This is a genomic window from Proteus sp. FZP2095, assembly GCF_023701425.1.
Classification (GTDB): Bacteria; Pseudomonadota; Gammaproteobacteria; order Enterobacterales; family Enterobacteriaceae; genus Proteus; species Proteus cibarius.
This window is the reverse complement of record NZ_JAMQBJ010000002.1, coordinates 408696-425846: the sequence shown is the minus strand read 5'-3', so window position 1 is coordinate 425846 and position 17151 is coordinate 408696. Positions and strand designations below refer to the sequence as shown.

Sequence of the window (17151 nt, the reverse complement as noted above, 5' to 3'; positions counted from 1 at the left end):
GATGCACGAGATTACAGACTATATTGGGCGCTTTGCGCCATCGCCAACGGGTCAACTTCATTTTGGCTCATTGGTTACTGCACTTGGCAGTTATCTTCAAGCTCGCGCACACCATGGGCTTTGGCTTCTGCGCATCGATGATATCGACCCTCTTAGAGAACCTCCCGGCACTGCATCCCAAATTATTCGCACATTAGAACATTATGGTTTGTTTTGGGATGAAGAGATCCTCTATCAATCGCAACGCCATGATGCTTACCGTGAAATTTTACACACGCTTTGGAAAGAGGGTGTTTGCTACCACTGCCACTGTAGCCGTCATCGTTTACATGACTTAGGGGGCGTGTATGATAACCACTGTCGCCACCGAGAGCCACTTACAGATAATGTGATACCTTTTGATAAAGAGAGTGCATGGAGGTTGATCCAACAGCATCCCGTTTATCATTTTGAAGATGTCATTCAAGGTACATATTATTCAAAGAGTACGTCTATCGTGTTAGAAGATATGATTATTCACAGAAAAGATAACTTATTTGCGTATAATCTAGTGACGGTGATTGATGATAATTATCAGGGTGTAACCGAAGTTGTTAGAGGTGCCGATCTACTTGATCCCACGTTGCGACAAATCAGTTTACATAAACAACTGAATTTACCTATTCCGCGTTATGCTCATTTACCTTTAGCAATAAATCATGACGGTAATAAATTATCAAAACAAAATCACGCACATGCGTTGCCAGATACTGATCCAAGACCCGTCATTATCGATGCTTTGCGATTTCTTAATCAGCCTATTATTGCGGGTTGGCAAGATTATTCGTTAGCATCATTGTTAGAGATTGCGACTGCGCAGTGGTCACCTTCTGAGATTTTAAAACAAAATCATCAGCAACAAGGGTATGAATAAACCACACAAAGCATTCTCAAAAAATGTTCAGTAGGCTATGATTAGCCGCTTAATTTTTTTAATTATTAGAATTTATTATTCGAGGTGTCATATTTTTAATCGAGTAGCACATTTCTGCCGTAATCTGCTAGGACGACAAACAACGTCATCAGACACACAACCGGTAGCAAGTGAAAGGCCAGTCACTGCATCTGACCGACCAATACAAGAAACACAGAAACCTGTGCGTCGGCGTCCTGCTATATCCGCAGACCGTCCCCGTAAAAAAAAGAGTAATAAAGAAAAGGCGAACGGGAGTGATTTGCCAATGACTGTGATCCCAAGAGATCAACACCCAATTTCACGTAAAGATATCAGTGATAATGCATTAAAAGTGCTTTATCGCCTCAACAACTCAGGCTTTCAGGCTTATTTAGTTGGTGGTGGTGTTCGTGACTTATTACTGGGAAAAAAACCAAAAGATTTTGATATTGCCACTAATGCAACACCTGAAGATGTACGTCGATTATTCCGCAATAGTCGTTTAGTCGGTCGTCGTTTCCGTCTTGCTCATATTATGTTTGGCCCTGAAGTGATTGAGGTGGCGACTTTCCGCGGCTCTCATGAAGATCATGAAGTTTCAGATAATAACCAATCTCAGCAAGCACAAAGCGGTATGTTACTGCGCGACAATATTTTTGGCTCAATTGAAGAAGATGCCATTCGTCGTGACTTTACATTAAATAGCCTCTACTACGGTGTTGATGATTTTGCTGTACGTGATTACGTTGGCGGTTTAGCGGATCTAAAAGCAGGTATTATTCGCTTAATTGGCGATCCTGAAACGCGTTATCGCGAAGATCCCGTCAGAATGCTTAGAGCCATTCGCTTTGCCAGCAAATTGGATATGCAAATTGCGCCTGAAACCGCAGAGCCAATTAGCAGACTCGCCCCTTTATTACGTAATATTCCATCGGCTCGTCTTTTTGAAGAGTCACTAAAATTATTACAAACAGGGCAAGGCTACAAAACTTACAAATTAATGTGTCGCCATCAATTACTTGAGCCACTGTTTCCGCTGATTGCTTCTAAAATGACGGAGCAACATGATACGCCGATGGAGAGAATGTTAGATCAAGTTCTCAAAAATACGGACTATCGCATTAATAAAGAGATGCGAGTCAATCCGGCGTTCTTATTTGCGGCAATGTTGTGGTATCCATTAATTGAACATGCTGAAAAGTTAGTCCAAGAAAGTGGTCTTTCTTACTATGACTCTTTCTCTATGGCGATGAACGATATTTTAGATGAGCAATGCCGTACTATTGCGATACCCAAACGTATTACCACAACAATGCGTGATATCTGGCAATTACAGCAACGTTTACCTAAACGCCAAGGTCGTCGTGCGAATAAATTACTTGAGCACCCTAAATTCCGTGCAGCGTTCGATTTACTGGAATTACGTGCCAATGTACAACACAATCCAGAGCTTGAAGCGTTAGCAAGTTGGTGGGCTGATTTCCAAGCGTCTAATAATACGCAACAGCGCTCAATGGTATCTGAATTAGGTCAAGCACCGGTTCGCAGACGTCCGCGTCCACGTAAACGCCCTCGTCATCCAAGTGCAAAGCCTGCATCTAGACAAGAGAGTACCAATGAGTAAACAGAAAAAACGTGTTTATATCATTCTGGGAAGTAATTTGAATTCACCTGACGATCAGGTGAATTCAGCGATTAAGGCAATCAGTGAGATCCCACAAACAACATTGGTTGCACAGTCATCTTGGTATCGTACACGTCCAATGGGGCCTCAAGATCAGCCTGATTACCTAAATGTCGCTGTTGCGGTTGATACAACATTAGCACCAGAAGAGTTACTTGATAACACTCAAGCTATTGAATTGGCGCAAGGTCGTGTTAGAAAAGAAGGTAATCGTTGGGGACCAAGAACGCTTGACCTTGATATTATGTTATTTGGTGATGATGTGATCCAAACTGAGCGATTAACCGTACCTCATTACGGGCTTAAAGTACGTGAATTTATGCTTTACCCATTAGCTGAATTAGCACCTGATCTTCGCTTTCCTGATGGCGAGTTATTAGCAGATAGATTGGCGTTAGTGCCTGAAAATGGCATGGAAAAGTGGTAATTTCACACTAATACACCCTTAATGCTAAAGGTTGATACTTTGACATCCTCCTCGCCCTGAAGAACGGGGATCCCTACTGCGTTCAGACCGTAGCCTGACTCACCTCGGTGGGTTCCTGCTTCAATGGGCGGTCTGACTGCACCATCCCTCCACAGGCTAGAACGGCATGTCCTGCCGCTAAAATGTTACGAGCACCGTTGATATCCGCGTTCTCTGTATATCCGCACTCAAGGCACTCGAATTTACTTTGTGACAGACGGTTTTCTTTCGCGGTGTGACCACAGCACGCGCACCGCTGGCTGGTATATGCAGGAGGTACAGCAAGTACCTGACCACCACGCCAGAGTTGCTTGTACTCAAGCTGACGACGCATTTCATGCCAACCCTGATCTAATATCGCTCGGTTCAAACCTGATTTGGCTTTGACGTTTCGTCCGTGTTGCTCTGCTGTTCCTTTTGCCGATTTTGACATGTTACTGACCTTCAGATCCTCAATGGCAATCATTGCGTGGTTTTTGCTGATTTTCGTTGTGGCTTTGTGAAGGTAGTCTTTGCGGATATTGGCAATATGGGAATGCAGACGCTGGATTTTGCGCTTTTGTTTCTGCCAGTTAGCACTGAATTTCACTTTACGACTTAACTGGCGCTGGAATGTTGCCAGCTTTTTCTGGCTGGTTTTGAAACTGTTAACAGGCTCGAATACCGTGCCGTCTGACAACGTAGCGAGTTTGGTTATACCTGCATCCAGACCAACCATCGTTGTTGAATCATGCTGAGGCTCGGATATTTCATACTCTGTCTGGATACTGACGTACCAGTTTCCGCATGACTGGCTGACCGTGACGTTTTTCACTTCTCCAATGACTTCACAGCTATTGCGATAGCGTATCCATCCCAACTTTGGCAAGGATATTCGACTATTGCTCTGATCGAGCTTCCCCCCCCTGCGGATAGCGGAACGCATCGTTTTGCTCGCGTTTTTTGAAGCGGGGAAAAGAAGCCCGTTTTTGGAAGAAATTCTTGTAGCCGCGCTCCAAATCTTTCAAGGATTGTTGAAGCGGTTGTGATGGCGCTTTTTTTAGCCACTGTGTCTCAGGATCGGTTTTCCATTCAGTGAGCCATGAAGTCATTTTCGTGTAGGGAATAAATTTGTTTCCTGCCTCATGATTTTCATTTTGGAGTGCCAGCGCACGATTGAAAACAATATATTGAACAGCAGGAGACACCTGACTGATCTTTAAAGCCTCTCGGGCTTTTCCGCATTATATCCCCGCCCTGAACGACGGAGCTTTACGGCGTGTTTGGTAAAAAACATAAACAGTATCAGCCTATCTCCTCTCCTTTGCTTTCCCTCTATTTTTCAAACGCCACTCACTGCCTCAATCTCTAAACTCTTTTATATTTATTTTTCATATATAACCAATTGATGAATATAAATAAAAATTATCATTTGTTATTTTTTATTACTCATTTAGTTACTTTTTCTTCGTTTTTAGTCCTTAAATGCTACAATCGAAAGCGGCTTTATTTTGACAATCAAATATTTTCTTTAATAAACAAACAATTATGTGAAGTAATTAATTTTATCTACACACAAAAAACGACAATGATGGAGTTTGTTACAATGAAACCCACTACGCTTTCAACGCTAAATCGCTATAAGCAAGAAAAGAAAAAATTCGCCACAATCACCGCTTATGATTCAAGTTTTGCCCGCCTTTTTGCACAAGAAGGTATTCAAGCCATGCTGATTGGTGATTCGCTAGGAATGACATTACAAGGCCATAACAGCACGCTCCCCGTTACTGTTGAGCAAATTGCCTATCACACCCGCTGTGTAAGAGCAGGCGCTCCTAATGCCTTCTTAATTGCTGATATGCCCTTTATGTCTTATTCAACACCTGAACAAGCTTGCCTTAACGCCGGCATTTTGATGCAAGCAGGTGCCAACATGGTGAAGATTGAAGGTGGAAGCTGGTTAATTCCTACCGTTAAAATGCTGGCTGAGCGTGCAGTTCCTGTCTGTATCCATTTAGGATTAACACCACAGTCAGTCAATGTTTTCGGGGGTTACAAAATCCAAGGTAGAGAGCACGATGAAGCCGAGCAATTAAAGCAAGATGCTATTGCCCTTGAAGATGCAGGTGCTCAATTAGCGGTATTGGAATGTGTTCCTGTTACTCTGGCTAAAGCAATTACAGACGCATTAACGATGCCTGTTATTGGTATTGGCGCAGGTAATGTCACTGATGGGCAAATTCTTGTGATGCATGACTTATTAGGCTTAACCCCTCAAGCACCTAAGTTCTCAAAAGATTTTTTACAAGAAGCAGGATCATTAAAAGGTGCTGTCAGCCTTTATGTTCAACAAGTTGAACAAGGTCTGTTTCCCGAAGAAAAACATTCATTTAACTGATTTATTATCTTAATTATCAATATCGTTTAAAGGAGTCACGCCATGCTAATTATTGAAACTACGCTTATCTTACGCAGAGAAATCAAGCGATTAAAGCAAGAAGGTAAACGCATTGCATTGGTTCCAACAATGGGTAATCTTCATGAAGGTCACCTAAAATTAATTGAAGAAGCCCGTATTCACGCGGATGTCGTGATAGCTTCTATATTTGTGAATCCACTTCAATTTGATAGAGAAGCAGATTTAGCAAACTACCCTCGAACTTTACAAGAAGATTGCGAGTTACTGCGTGATAAGCATGTCGATATTATCTTTGCCCCTTCAGCGAAAGAGATGTATCCACACGGCATGGAAAATCAAACCACCGTTGATGTGCCTATATTGTCTACTGTATTAGAGGGTGCAAGCCGTCCTGGTCATTTCCGTGGTGTCACAACGGTTGTCAGTAAGCTTTTTAATCTTGTGCAACCTGATGTTGCAATGTTTGGAGAAAAAGACTTTCAACAACTACAAATTATCAAAAAGATGGTAAGTGATTTATGTATGGATATCAGCATCGTTCCTGTTGCTATCGTACGTGACAAAAATGGTTTAGCGCTCAGTTCGCGCAATCGCCTATTATCTGATAGCGAAAAACAACAAGCCCCTGCACTTTATCAAGCGACGCAAGTAATCGCAGAACAATTAAAGTCGGGTGATCATGATGTTAATCAGTTACTACAAAATGCAAAAAACACCTTAGAGCAGCAAGGTTTTCGTGCAGACGAGTGCTTTATTTGTGATGCAGATACACTCACACCATTAAATGAAGAGAGCCGTCGAGCGGTTATTTTAATGGCTGCATGGCTGGGTAATACGCGTCTTATCGATAACCAGCAAGTTAATCTTGTGTCTTAATTATTAGAATATAGGAAACACAACAATGCTACGCACTATGTTACAAGGCAAACTTCATCGCGTAAAAGTGACACAAGCCGATCTGCATTATGAAGGCTCTTGTGCAATTGATCAGGATTTTATGGATGCTGCTGGCATTCTTGAAAATGAAGCGATCGATATTTATAACGTTGATAATGGCGAACGTTTTTCAACTTACGCCATTTGTGCAGAAAGAGGTTCACGAATTATATCTGTCAATGGTGCAGCCGCTCGTCGTGCAGCTGTTGGCGATCGCTTAATTATTTGCTCTTATGTACAAATTCCTGATAGCGATGCGCGTAGCCATAAGCCAAACATTGCATATTTTGAAGACAACAATGAAATGAAGCGCATTGCCAAAGCCGTGCCCGTTCAAGTTGCTTAATCAATAAAATATTGCCCACTTCCCATAGGCAGTGGTTCCCTGCTTATGGGAAATAATAATAAGAACAATAAATAACCCATTATTATTATTTGCTTGTCACGATTCACCTTGATAAAAACGAAATATAAAGCTCAAAACCGGATTTCTTCTCCATTTTTCCTCGCTTATCTTTCTGTAGCTTGTTATAAATCATATAAGTATTGTCTGACTACTCTCTGACTAATAAAAAATTATGATAAAAGTTGCTTTAGTAGATGATCACATTGTTGTGCGTTCTGGTTTTGCACAACTCCTAATGCTAGAACCCGATATTCACATCGTGGGTGAATATTCCAATGGGCAAGAAGCATGGCCTTATTTAGCACATGACGATATTGATGTTGCCGTTATGGATCTCTCTATGCCTGGCGAAAGTGGTCTACAACTCCAAAGCCGTTTAAAACAAAAGCGCCCCGATTTTCGGACTATTATTTTAAGTATCTATGACACCCCGGCCTTTGTTCAAAGTGCATTAGACTCTGGCGCTCGCGGTTATTTAACAAAACGTTGTGGTCCTGAAGAGTTAGTACAAGCAGTACGTGCTGTACATCAAGGTGGTTGTTATCTCTGTTCTGATGCGATGAAGGCATTGCGACAAACACCTGAAAAAGAAGATGCACTCCATACTTTAACTCCTCGTGAAAAAGAGATTTTTAATCTGTTAGTTCAAGGTGTTAATGTCAAAACCATTGCTGTACAACTTAATCTTAGCCATAAGACCGTACACGTTCATCGAGCCAATATACTGGGTAAATTAGGCTGTGAAACCACCATCGATTTAGTTCATTTCGCCTTAAAAAATCAGTTGATCACAGGCTCGCTGTAATATGAAAAGGGGACTGCGTTTTCTTCTTCAATCCCTTTTTTTATTGCTCACCTACTCTTTACTTTGGCTATCACTTTGGGTGATTGGCTTCTATTTAAGTAAAAATGGGCAACAAGCTGCCCTTTTCTTACCTCAAGGTCTACGATTAGCCCTGATAATTTTACTCTGGCGCCGCTTTTGGCTACCGATGCTATTTGCCGAATGGGGGCTTTATTACTGGTTAGCACAAGAGCAATTAATTACCCACGCCATTATTTATCTTTCTCCAATACTCAGCCTCGTTGTCGCACTAGAAGTTCAGCGTATTTGGTGGCGATATCCGCTTTATTGGCAACGCTTAACCCTATTAATTGGCGCTGTGGGTTTTAATAGCCTGCTACAAGCCTTTATTCTCGGGTTTATTATTAATACCACCAGCGATATTTTCCTCACATCAGTAACCGGGGGCATATTGCTCGCGCCTTTTGTCTTTTTACTTTATGAATATCTTCGTGAATTACAAAGTCGCGCCTTGATCTCTGATGGTACTCCCGATCCTCCGCTAAGAACTTCCTTGCTAATGTGGGGATTTCTATTTTGCCTTATCGGGTTAAGTGCTCAGTTTTTTTTAACACCCGAGATAGAGCGTTTATTAGTTATCCTTGTGTTTATTCCTAATGTCTTTATGGCTTACCGTTATGGCTGGCAAGGTGGCGTTTTATCCGCACTGTTAGGTAGTTTGATTATTACTTTTGCTCGCCAAGTCAATGGTGCTTTTAATGATTTGCGTGAGTTAGAAATGTTCTTAACCACACAAGCCATTATCGGTATCGGCTTAGGGATTGCAATTAGTCGCCAACAGCAACTTGCTCATAATTTACGTCATTACCGTTTACGCCTAGAACAAGAGTTACAAGCTCGTCGTGATCTCATGGAAAAACTGGTTCATACCGAAGAAGATGTTAAAAAAGCCATTGCTCGCGAATTACATGATGAAATTGGGCAGAATATTACGGCTATCCAAATTCAATCAATGCTCATCAAAAGAACGGCCGATAACGACAAAACACGCCAAACCGGAGAGCAAATTGAGCGGCTCGCCCTACAAATTCATCAATCTACACGTCAACTACTCCGACAATTACGCCCTCCTGTTTTAGAGGAGATGTCGCTTGAAAAAGCCCTTCATCATTTAATCAATGAGTTTGCTTTTGATGACAACGGCATTACCTGTAATTTTAATTACTCATTAGATAAAGAGCCTGAAAACGAAACCATTATTTTTACTCTCTACCGTTTGGTGCAAGAGCTGTTAAACAACATTAGTAAACATGCTAATGCAACTTATATCCAAATCTCACTGACTCAAAATCAAAACCGTTTACGGCTAATTATTAGTGATAATGGCGTTGGTATGTTACCGACATCATTATCAACACAACAAAGTAGTGGCTTTGGATTACGAGGAATAGAAGAACGCATTCGCGCTTTAGGCGGAGAATGGGAAGTGATTAACCATCACGGCACGAAAATAATTGTTAACTTACCCACAAATTCAAAAGAAAACAGTGAAAACTAAGAATAAGTCTTAGTCATCTACAACCTTATCTCATTCTTTTTAGCGACATTTTTTTTACATTTGCAACATCAAAGAGGATGTTATGTCAGGTAAAAATTCGGCATCAATTAATAAGACCTATAACTTTTGGCGCAAAAATTTAATGCTGTCGATGATTATCGGTTATGCCACTTTCTATCTCACACGTAAAAGCGTCAACTTTGTAATGCCCGTTATGCAGGTTGAATTGAATTTAGATAAAGGGGATATCGGTTGGATAGCCAGCCTTTTTTATCTTACTTACGGTTTATCTAAATTTGTTTCCGGTATTTTCCATGATAAATGGGGATATCGCTGGTTTATGGGTGTGGGATTAGTCATGACAGGCATTATGAATATTATTTTTGCCTATTGCCTTTCATTTCCCGCGCTACTTTTGGTCTGGGCACTAAATGGTTTCTTTCAAGGCTTTGGATGGCCTCCTTGTGCAAGGTTGTTAACACACTGGTATTCACGCAATGAACGCGGTTTCTGGTGGGGATTATGGAATATCTCAATCAACCTTGGCGGGATGAGTCTTCCCATTTTAACTGCGTGGCTAGCGACGCATTATAGTTGGCAAGTCGCACTGCTTGTTCCCGGTATTATCGGTATCATCATCGGGTTGTGGTTGTGTGTACGATTAAAAGGTACTCCTGCAGAGGAAGGGCTTCCTACTGTGGGCGTGTGGCGACGCGATGTTTTTGAATTACGTCAAGAGCAGGCATCACCTCCTAAACCTATGCTAACTATTTTGAAAGAGAGCATTTTATTTAACCGAATGATTTGGTTACTGGGTTTTTCCTATATTTTGGTTTATCTCATACGTATGGCGATTAACGATTGGGGAAATATCTGGTTATCAGAAACACATGGCGCCAACTTATTGAGTGCTAATGCCATTCTCTCTTTATTTGAAGTGGGTGGCTTACTCGGTGCGTTATGTTCAGGCTGGGGCTCGGATTTATTATTCCGTGGCCAACGAGCACCAATGATATTGCTGTTTTCACTTGGACTTTTTACCGCAGTAACAGCACTTTGGTTAATTCCAATTCATCATTATGCTTTGCTCGCAGCCTGTTTTTTTAGTATCGGTTTTTTTGTGTTCGGACCACAGATGTTAATCGGGCTTGCTGCAACAGAATATTGCCATAAAAACGCAGCAGGCACGGTAACTGGCTACTTGGGATTGTTTGCCTATTTAGGGGCAGCAATGGCAGGTTGGCCATTAAGTCAGGTCATGGCGCATTATGGTTGGACTGGGATGTTTGCATTATTAACCAGTGCTGCGGCCTTAATGGGACTCTTACTAATGCCGTTGTTGATTGCTGATGTTAGCAAACAAGAGCATTTAGTTGGCCCACTTTCATTTTCCGATGACGACACATTTAAAAGGTTCTGAACATGAAATTGAAAACCCTCTCTACTCTCGTTGCGGCTGGTCTGGCTCTTTCTGCGGTTAGCTTATCAACAAATGCGGCTGGTCGCTTAGTGGTTTACTGTAGTGCGACAAATGCCATGTGTGAAGCTGAAACAAAAGCCTTTGCCGAAAAGTATGATGTTAAAACAACCTTCGTTCGTAATGGTTCAGGAAGTACTTTAGCTAAAATTGAAGCTGAAAAACGCAATCCACAAGCTGACGTTTGGTATGGTGGAACGATGGACCCTCACTCACAAGCTGGTGAAATGGATCTGCTAGAGCCTTATGTTTCTCCTAATCTCGATCAAATCATGCCACAATTCCGTGATCCGGCTAAACGCAAAGGTAACTACTCTTCTGCGGTTTATGTCGGCATTTTAGGCTTTGGCGTTAATAAAGATCGCCTAAAAGAAAAAGGCATCGCGATCCCAACTTGCTGGAAAGATTTAATTAAACCTGAATATAAAGGTGAAATTCAAATCGCTGATCCACAAAGCTCAGGTACAGCTTACACTGCACTGGCAACCTTTGACCAATTGTGGGGAACCGAACAAGCCTTTGATTACCTGAAGAAAATCAATACAAATATCTCTCAATATACCAAATCAGGTATTGCTCCGGCACGAAATGCAGCGCGTGGTGAAGCCGCCATTGGTATTGGTTTCTTACATGACTATTCATTAGAAGTTGAAAATGGCGCTCCACTTGAATTGATTTCACCTTGTGAAGGTACAGGCTATGAAATCGGTGGTGTGAGTATCATTAAAAATGCCCGAAATATGGATAACGCAAAATTATTCGTAGATTGGACACTCTCAAAAGAAGCGCAGGAAATTAGCTGGAAAGAAGGTAAATCTTACCAAATTCTCACTAATACCTCGGCTGAATCTTCACCAATGGCACTGAAATTATCAGACTTAAAACTCATTAACTACGACATGGATAAATATGGCGATAGTGAAGTGCGTAAAGAGCTGATTAATAAGTGGGTTACCGAAGTAAAAATGGGTAAATAGCTCATTAATAGAGCGAGATAACCTCTCGCTCTCTTTTTCTCATAATAATAAATACATTTACTCTCGGGGGATTTATGTCTCACACACTCGCTTTACCTGAAAAAAAGAGGCGGGATCCCATATTTTTATGGATCCTAATTGCATGGATGGCTTTTGCGTTACTGCCGTCATGGAGCCTTGATTACGGTCTTTTAGATTCTACAGCAGATGAATTACTCACCTCTTACGGCTGGAGTAGCGTCAATATCAGTTGGCTCTGGTTTTTATTACCTAGTTTACTGTTATTTCGCCCATTAACTGCTCCTAAGCGTGAAAATCGTTCTCGCCACTATTTTGATGCTGGTTTTGCGCTATTTTGTGCATTCATTGCAATCGTTAGTGCAACTCTTGAAGGGCGTGGCTTAGGTTATTCTGCGATCATCCTCTTTATTTCTTTGGGAATGATCATGAAAACCGCCTTAACACGCCTTGAATGGCTGGGCGGTGACAGCTTTGTTATTGGCTCTTTAATCGCCGTTGTTGCGCTGATTGGTGCCTTTATCATCTTTCCAAGTATCGCTATTTTTATTCCGATGTTTAAAGATAGCGCGGGCAATTTTGCGCCTTTTGAATTTATCGCTATTTTAAGCCAAGCGCATATTGTGCAAGTGATGCTCAACTCTATTGCGCTTTCTATTGCAGTGGGTATCGGTTGTACCTTCTTTGGTTTAATTCTGGCAATTTATACGTCTCGTATTGCGGTACGCTCTGCCATTATTGGCCGTGTATTTTCTATCTTACCTATTGTTACGCCACCTTTTGTCGTCGGTTTAGGGGTAACATTAATGATGGGTCGCTCTGGCTATGTAACAGAGTTTCTCGCCACGTATGCAGGACTGGAAAATACCAACTGGTTATATGGTTTTACAGGAATTTGGTTAGCTCAAGTGCTCGCCTTTACTCCAATGTCATTTATGATTTTAGATGGTGCGATAAAAACCATTCATCCTTCATTGGAAGAAGCGTCTTACACCTTAAGAGCTAATCGCTATCAAACCTTCTTTAATGTTTTTATGCCGTTACTTAAGCCCGCGTTAGCCAATGCGTTTTTAATTGTGATTGTGCAATCTCTGGCCGACTTTAGTAACCCTCTGGTTTTAGGGGGCAACTTTGACGTTATCGCTACACAAATTTACTTCTATATCACAGGCTCTCAGCTAGATTATCAATCAGCCAGTACATTAGGTGCGTCACTGCTAGTTTTCTCACTATTAGTGTTCTGTGTGCAGTATATGTGGATTGGTAAACGCTCTTACGTCACGGTATCAGGTAAATCCTATCGCGGTGATGTTCAACCTCTTCCATCTTCACTAATTGCATTTGTGACTACCGTTCTAGGTATTTGGGTTGTCTTTAATATCTTGCTCTATGGCAGTATTTTCTATGGCAGTTTCACTGTTAACTGGGGGGTTGATTACACCTTAACACTCGACAACTTTATCAAACTATTTGGTCAAGGAATGAGTGACGGTGCATGGCCTTCGCTGTTAGATACCTTGTTATATGCAGGTATTGCAGCACCGATTACAGCCATTCTCGGACTATTAATTGCCTATATTGTGGTGCGCCAAGACTTTAAAGGTAAGAAAAGTATCGAGTTCACGACAATGCTTTGTTTCGCTGTACCAGGAACCGTTGCAGGTGTCTCTTATATTCTTGCATTTAACGACTCGCCTTTCTATTTAACGGGAACAGCCGCCATTGTCATTATCTCTATGACAATGCGTAACGTACCAGTAGGGATACGTGCAGGTATTGCGGGATTAGGACAAATTGATAAATCGCTGGATGAAGCCTCTCTCAGTTTAAGAGCGAATTCAATGAGAACTATTTTCTATGTGCTATTACCGTTATTACGCCCTGCTATTTTATCTGCGCTGATTTATAGCTTTGTGCGTGCCATTACTACTGTCAGTGCCATCGTTTTCCTTGTTACACCAGATACACGCGTTGCCACCGCTTATATTTTAAACCGCGTTGAAGATGGTGAATACGGCGTCGCAATTGCCTACGGCTCGATTTTAATCGTTGTGATGTTGGCAATTATTTTCTTATTTGACTATTTGATTGGCGAAGCCCGTGTTTCACGCTCTAAAGCCAAAAATGCACAGTAATACGGAGTATAAATCATGACACAACAACATTTCGTTGAACTGAAAAATGTAATTAAGCGTTTTGGCTCTAACACGGTAATTGAAGATCTCAGTTTGTCTATTCCACAAGGCAAAATGGTTTCATTATTGGGGCCTTCAGGTTGTGGTAAAACAACGGTGTTACGTTTAGTTGCAGGGTTAGAAAAACCGACAGAAGGTAAGATTTTTATTGATGGTGAGGATGTTACTGACCGCTCAATCCAGCAACGTGATATTTGTATGGTGTTTCAGTCTTACGCCCTTTTCCCGCATATGTCTTTGGGGGAAAACATTGGCTATGGCTTAAAAATGCTAGGACGTCCTAAAGCTGAAATTAAACAACGTGTTTCTGAAGCCTTAGAGCTGGTGGATTTAGCTGGTTTTGAAGACCGCTTTGTTGACCAAATATCGGGTGGACAACAACAACGTGTCGCCTTAGCGCGTGCGTTAATTTTAAAGCCTAAAGTGTTACTTTTTGATGAACCACTGAGTAATCTTGATGCGAACTTACGCCGTAGTATGAGAGAGAAAATTCGTGAATTACAACAACAGTTTAATATCACCTCTCTTTACGTAACCCATGACCAAAGTGAAGCATTTGCGGTTTCTGATATGGTATTGGTGATGAATAAAGGCAAGATAATGCAACTAGGCTCACCACAAACTCTTTATCGCCAACCGGCTTCTGAATTTATGGCAAGCTTTATGGGAGATGCCAACTTATTCCCAGCAACATTGGGCGCTGATTATGTTGATATTTTCCAATATCGTTTACCAAAACCAGATACGTTTAATACGACTAAAACAGAAGTGAGAGTGGGCGTTAGACCAGAAGCTATCACCTTATCTCAGCAAGGCGATGCTTGTCAGCAATGCAAAATTGTCCATGTCGCTTATATGGGGCCTCAATATGAAGTGACAGTGGAATGGCAAAATCAAACCTTGCTATTACAAGTCAATGCCACACAGCTTCAACCTAATGTAGGCGATAGCTACTATCTACAAATCCATCCTTATGGCATGTTTATTTTAGAATAAACATTTTCACCCTATTTTATCATTTATCTTAAAGGCGTCATTATGGCGCCTTTTTTCTTCTTTATTTTTCACACTTCTAATTTATTTTTTATCCTTAAATTACAATCAATTATAAGATTTTTATTATTTTTAAAAATGATCACTTGCTAATGATAATTATATTTACTTACAATATTTACAAAATGTTATGTTATAACATCATAAATAAAGGAGGTAAGTGATATGAAAAAATCTATTTTTAGCTATACAACACTTTTTATTTCAATAAGTTATTCTTTATTTGCAAATGCAACCCCCGCAATAAAGTCAAAGGAAAATCAGAATAATGAGGTATTAAAAGTCTATTCAACACCTTTACATACATCACAAGAAAAAATGGCAATACCCGTTGCGGTTTTAATACAAGAAGATCTACGCACTAATCGTAGTGCATCTATTGCAGAAACATTGACATCTTTGCCAGGTTTTCATGCCAGCTTTTTTGGGGGGGGTTCGGTACACCCTGTTATTCGGGGAATGTCAGGAAATCGAGTCAAGGTATTGCACAGTGGTAGTGATCTTATGGATGTTTCATCTATTGGTGCTGATCACGCCATCACCAGTGAACCTTTTTTAAGCCAGCGTATTGAAGTATTAAAAGGACCGACAACATTACTTTATGGAGGAGGTACGATAGGAGGAGCAATAAATGTTATTGATAGCAAAATTCCTATGTCAGTACCTGAAAAAGGCTACGAGGGTGAATTACAGTATCAATACGATTCCGTTTCTAAGGGAAATACAGGATCAGCCGGATTAACATTAGGGCAAGATAATTTAGCTCTGCGTATTGAAGGCACTAAGCGTTATCAAAGCGATTACAAACAACCTGCGCCTTTGCATCAAGGAGAACCTAGCCGTTTAGCAGGCTCTTATCAAGATAACCAATCTGCAAATATTGGTACATCTTGGATCTTTGATGATGGCTATATTGGTATTGGCTATGGTGAACAGCATCGCCGATATGGATTGCCTGGTCATACTCATTTTCACGATCATGATGAGGGCCACCACCACGCCCCTATTAGCCCTCCTTTAGCTGGTCATCATCATGATCACAATCATGAATACCCTGATGAACAACATGAACATGGCATTCCTTATATTGTTATAGAGAGTAAACGATGGGATCTTCGTGGTGAAAAAAGTAACCCTTTTGCCGGTATTGAATCTGTACGTTTCAGTGCAGCCAGAACCAATTATCATCATGACGAAAAAGAAGATCATGAAGTCAGCACCCAATTTAAAAACAAAGGAGATGAATTAAGATTATCTTTCACACATCAACCAATTTTAGGCTGGCATGGCGTTATTGGTGGACAATTTAATCAACGTGATTTTAGTGCCTATGGAGAGGAGGCTTATGTTCCTTCAACAAAAACAAAAAATCACTCACTCTTTTTATTAGAAGAATACCAATTAGGTGATTTTCGCTATGAATTAGGATTTCGCCAAGAGTGGCAATCGCTGTTAAATAGAGAAACTCAAAAAACTAATAAACAGAGTGCATCTTCTATTTCTACTGGATTAGCGTGGAATTTTACACAAGACTATTTTTTAAATTTATCACTATCACACACAAAAAGATTACCTGTCGCAGAAGAGCTCTATGCGAATGGTGTTCATGCAGCAAGTAGAACCATTGAAAAAGGCGATCCTAATTTAACTGCAGAAACCGCAAATAATATTGATATTGGAGTAACTAAAGTAACAGGCGATATTCAATTTAATATGAGTGCCTATTACAATCGTATCAATAATTATATTTACGGTAAGTTTACTGGTGCTGAATTAAATAATGGTTATCGTTCATTACAATATGTTCAACATGATGCACAATTTAAAGGTGTAGAAGGAAATATTGATTATTACTATAACCAAAATAGCTTAATTGGTATTTCTGGTGATTATATCAGAGCAAATTTACTAAATAATAAGGGAAATATACCAAGAATACCGGCTTATCGATTAAGTGCTTATATTAAACATAGTTTGACAGAAAACTTAACCGGACAAATCCGTGTTGATCATTTTGGGAAACAGAATAAAACAGCCGAGTATGAAACACCTACGGATGCTTATAACACGGTTAGTTTAGGTAGTGAATATATTGGTTATTTAGACAACACCGATTATACCTTATATGCCAAGATTAATAATATCTTTGATGCAAAAGGGAAAGACAGTACCTCTTATATTAAAGATGAAATGTATTTACCAGGTCGTAATATTATCTTAGGCGCTACTCTTACATTCTAATAT

General features: G+C 40.6%; 13 protein-coding genes and 1 pseudogene. 13 read left to right on the top strand and 1 reads right to left on the bottom strand.

Annotated elements, in window-relative coordinates; all coding sequences use genetic code 11:
* Position 1: 1 nt before the first annotated feature.
* The 3 genes from gluQRS to folK all read left to right on the top strand — a co-directional run bounded on the left by gluQRS (position 2) and on the right by folK (position 3045).
* A complete protein-coding gene (gluQRS, locus tag NBG71_RS12105; RefSeq protein ID WP_099659934.1) occupies positions 2-913 on the top strand; it encodes a tRNA glutamyl-Q(34) synthetase GluQRS in 912 nt (303 codons plus the stop codon).
* A gap of 91 nt (positions 914-1004) precedes the next feature.
* Entirely contained in the window at positions 1005-2558 is a 1554-nt protein-coding gene (gene pcnB, locus NBG71_RS12100) for a polynucleotide adenylyltransferase PcnB (protein WP_371317037.1), read from the top strand.
* The gene (folK, locus tag NBG71_RS12095) at positions 2551-3045 is read left to right on the top strand and encodes a 2-amino-4-hydroxy-6-hydroxymethyldihydropteridine diphosphokinase (protein ID WP_075673463.1); all 495 of its coding nucleotides are present in this window, start codon (positions 2551-2553) and stop codon (positions 3043-3045) included. The genes pcnB and folK overlap by 8 nt, the downstream gene beginning before the upstream one ends.
* 82 nt (positions 3046-3127) lie before the next feature.
* Here the strand turns inward: folK and NBG71_RS12090 are convergent.
* Positions 3128-4247 (bottom strand): annotated as a pseudogene (locus tag NBG71_RS12090) (RNA-guided endonuclease InsQ/TnpB family protein); the annotation flags it as partial.
* A 422-nt stretch (positions 4248-4669) separates the two neighbouring features.
* Between NBG71_RS12090 and panB the strand changes: the two are divergent.
* From panB to NBG71_RS12040, 10 genes are all read left to right on the top strand, one after another.
* Positions 4670-5461 (top strand): 3-methyl-2-oxobutanoate hydroxymethyltransferase, encoded by a 792-nt coding sequence (gene panB, locus NBG71_RS12085; protein WP_075673464.1) that lies wholly within the window; start codon positions 4670-4672, stop codon positions 5459-5461.
* Between the two features lie 42 nt (positions 5462-5503).
* Positions 5504-6358 carry a pantoate--beta-alanine ligase gene (panC, locus tag NBG71_RS12080; protein WP_164530336.1) on the top strand — a complete coding sequence of 285 codons (855 nt, stop codon included), beginning with the start codon at positions 5504-5506 and terminating at the stop codon, positions 6356-6358.
* Positions 6359-6383: 25 nt separating this feature from the next.
* On the top strand, positions 6384-6764 hold the full coding sequence (panD, locus tag NBG71_RS12075; RefSeq protein ID WP_064719124.1) for an aspartate 1-decarboxylase: 381 nt from the start codon (positions 6384-6386) through the stop codon (positions 6762-6764).
* Between the two features lie 232 nt (positions 6765-6996).
* Entirely contained in the window at positions 6997-7629 is a 633-nt protein-coding gene (locus NBG71_RS12070) for a response regulator transcription factor (protein WP_075673466.1), read from the top strand.
* Between the two features lies 1 nt (position 7630).
* Positions 7631-9187: an MASE1 domain-containing sensor histidine kinase gene (locus NBG71_RS12065; RefSeq protein ID WP_250916881.1), complete on the top strand. Its 1557-nt coding sequence runs from the start codon at positions 7631-7633 to the stop codon at positions 9185-9187.
* Positions 9188-9254: 67 nt separating this feature from the next.
* The gene (uhpC, locus tag NBG71_RS12060; RefSeq protein ID WP_083629108.1) at positions 9255-10607 is read left to right on the top strand and encodes an MFS transporter family glucose-6-phosphate receptor UhpC; all 1353 of its coding nucleotides are present in this window, start codon (positions 9255-9257) and stop codon (positions 10605-10607) included.
* A 2-nt stretch (positions 10608-10609) separates the two neighbouring features.
* Entirely contained in the window at positions 10610-11641 is a 1032-nt protein-coding gene (locus tag NBG71_RS12055) for an ABC transporter substrate-binding protein (RefSeq protein ID WP_069368510.1), read from the top strand.
* A gap of 74 nt (positions 11642-11715) precedes the next feature.
* Positions 11716-13794: an ABC transporter permease gene (locus NBG71_RS12050; protein ID WP_099659937.1), complete on the top strand. Its 2079-nt coding sequence runs from the start codon at positions 11716-11718 to the stop codon at positions 13792-13794.
* 15 nt (positions 13795-13809) lie between these two features.
* Positions 13810-14850, top strand: a complete 1041-nt coding sequence (gene fbpC, locus NBG71_RS12045; protein ID WP_075673470.1) for a ferric ABC transporter ATP-binding protein — start codon at positions 13810-13812, stop codon at positions 14848-14850.
* Between the two features lie 222 nt (positions 14851-15072).
* Positions 15073-17148: a TonB-dependent receptor domain-containing protein gene (locus NBG71_RS12040; RefSeq protein WP_250916880.1), complete on the top strand. Its 2076-nt coding sequence runs from the start codon at positions 15073-15075 to the stop codon at positions 17146-17148.
* Positions 17149-17151 lie beyond the last annotated feature (3 nt).

Bases quoted from the DNA above. Each gene is read 5' to 3' on its own strand.
- folK (WP_075673463.1), top strand. From the start codon at position 2,551: ATGAGTAAACAGAAAAAACGTGTTTATATCATTCTGGGAAGTAATTTG.
- NBG71_RS12070 (WP_075673466.1), top strand. From the start codon at position 6,997: ATGATAAAAGTTGCTTTAGTAGATGATCACATTGTTGTGCGTTCTGGT.
- panD (WP_064719124.1), top strand. From the start codon at position 6,384: ATGCTACGCACTATGTTACAAGGCAAACTTCATCGCGTAAAAGTGACA.
- NBG71_RS12050 (WP_099659937.1), top strand. From the start codon at position 11,716: ATGTCTCACACACTCGCTTTACCTGAAAAAAAGAGGCGGGATCCCATA.
- NBG71_RS12040 (WP_250916880.1), top strand. From the start codon at position 15,073: ATGAAAAAATCTATTTTTAGCTATACAACACTTTTTATTTCAATAAGT.
- NBG71_RS12055 (WP_069368510.1), top strand. From the start codon at position 10,610: ATGAAATTGAAAACCCTCTCTACTCTCGTTGCGGCTGGTCTGGCTCTT.
- NBG71_RS12065 (WP_250916881.1), top strand. From the start codon at position 7,631: ATGAAAAGGGGACTGCGTTTTCTTCTTCAATCCCTTTTTTTATTGCTC.
- gluQRS (WP_099659934.1), top strand. From the start codon at position 2: ATGCACGAGATTACAGACTATATTGGGCGCTTTGCGCCATCGCCAACG.
- panC (WP_164530336.1), top strand. From the start codon at position 5,504: ATGCTAATTATTGAAACTACGCTTATCTTACGCAGAGAAATCAAGCGA.
- panB (WP_075673464.1), top strand. From the start codon at position 4,670: ATGAAACCCACTACGCTTTCAACGCTAAATCGCTATAAGCAAGAAAAG.
- fbpC (WP_075673470.1), top strand. From the start codon at position 13,810: ATGACACAACAACATTTCGTTGAACTGAAAAATGTAATTAAGCGTTTT.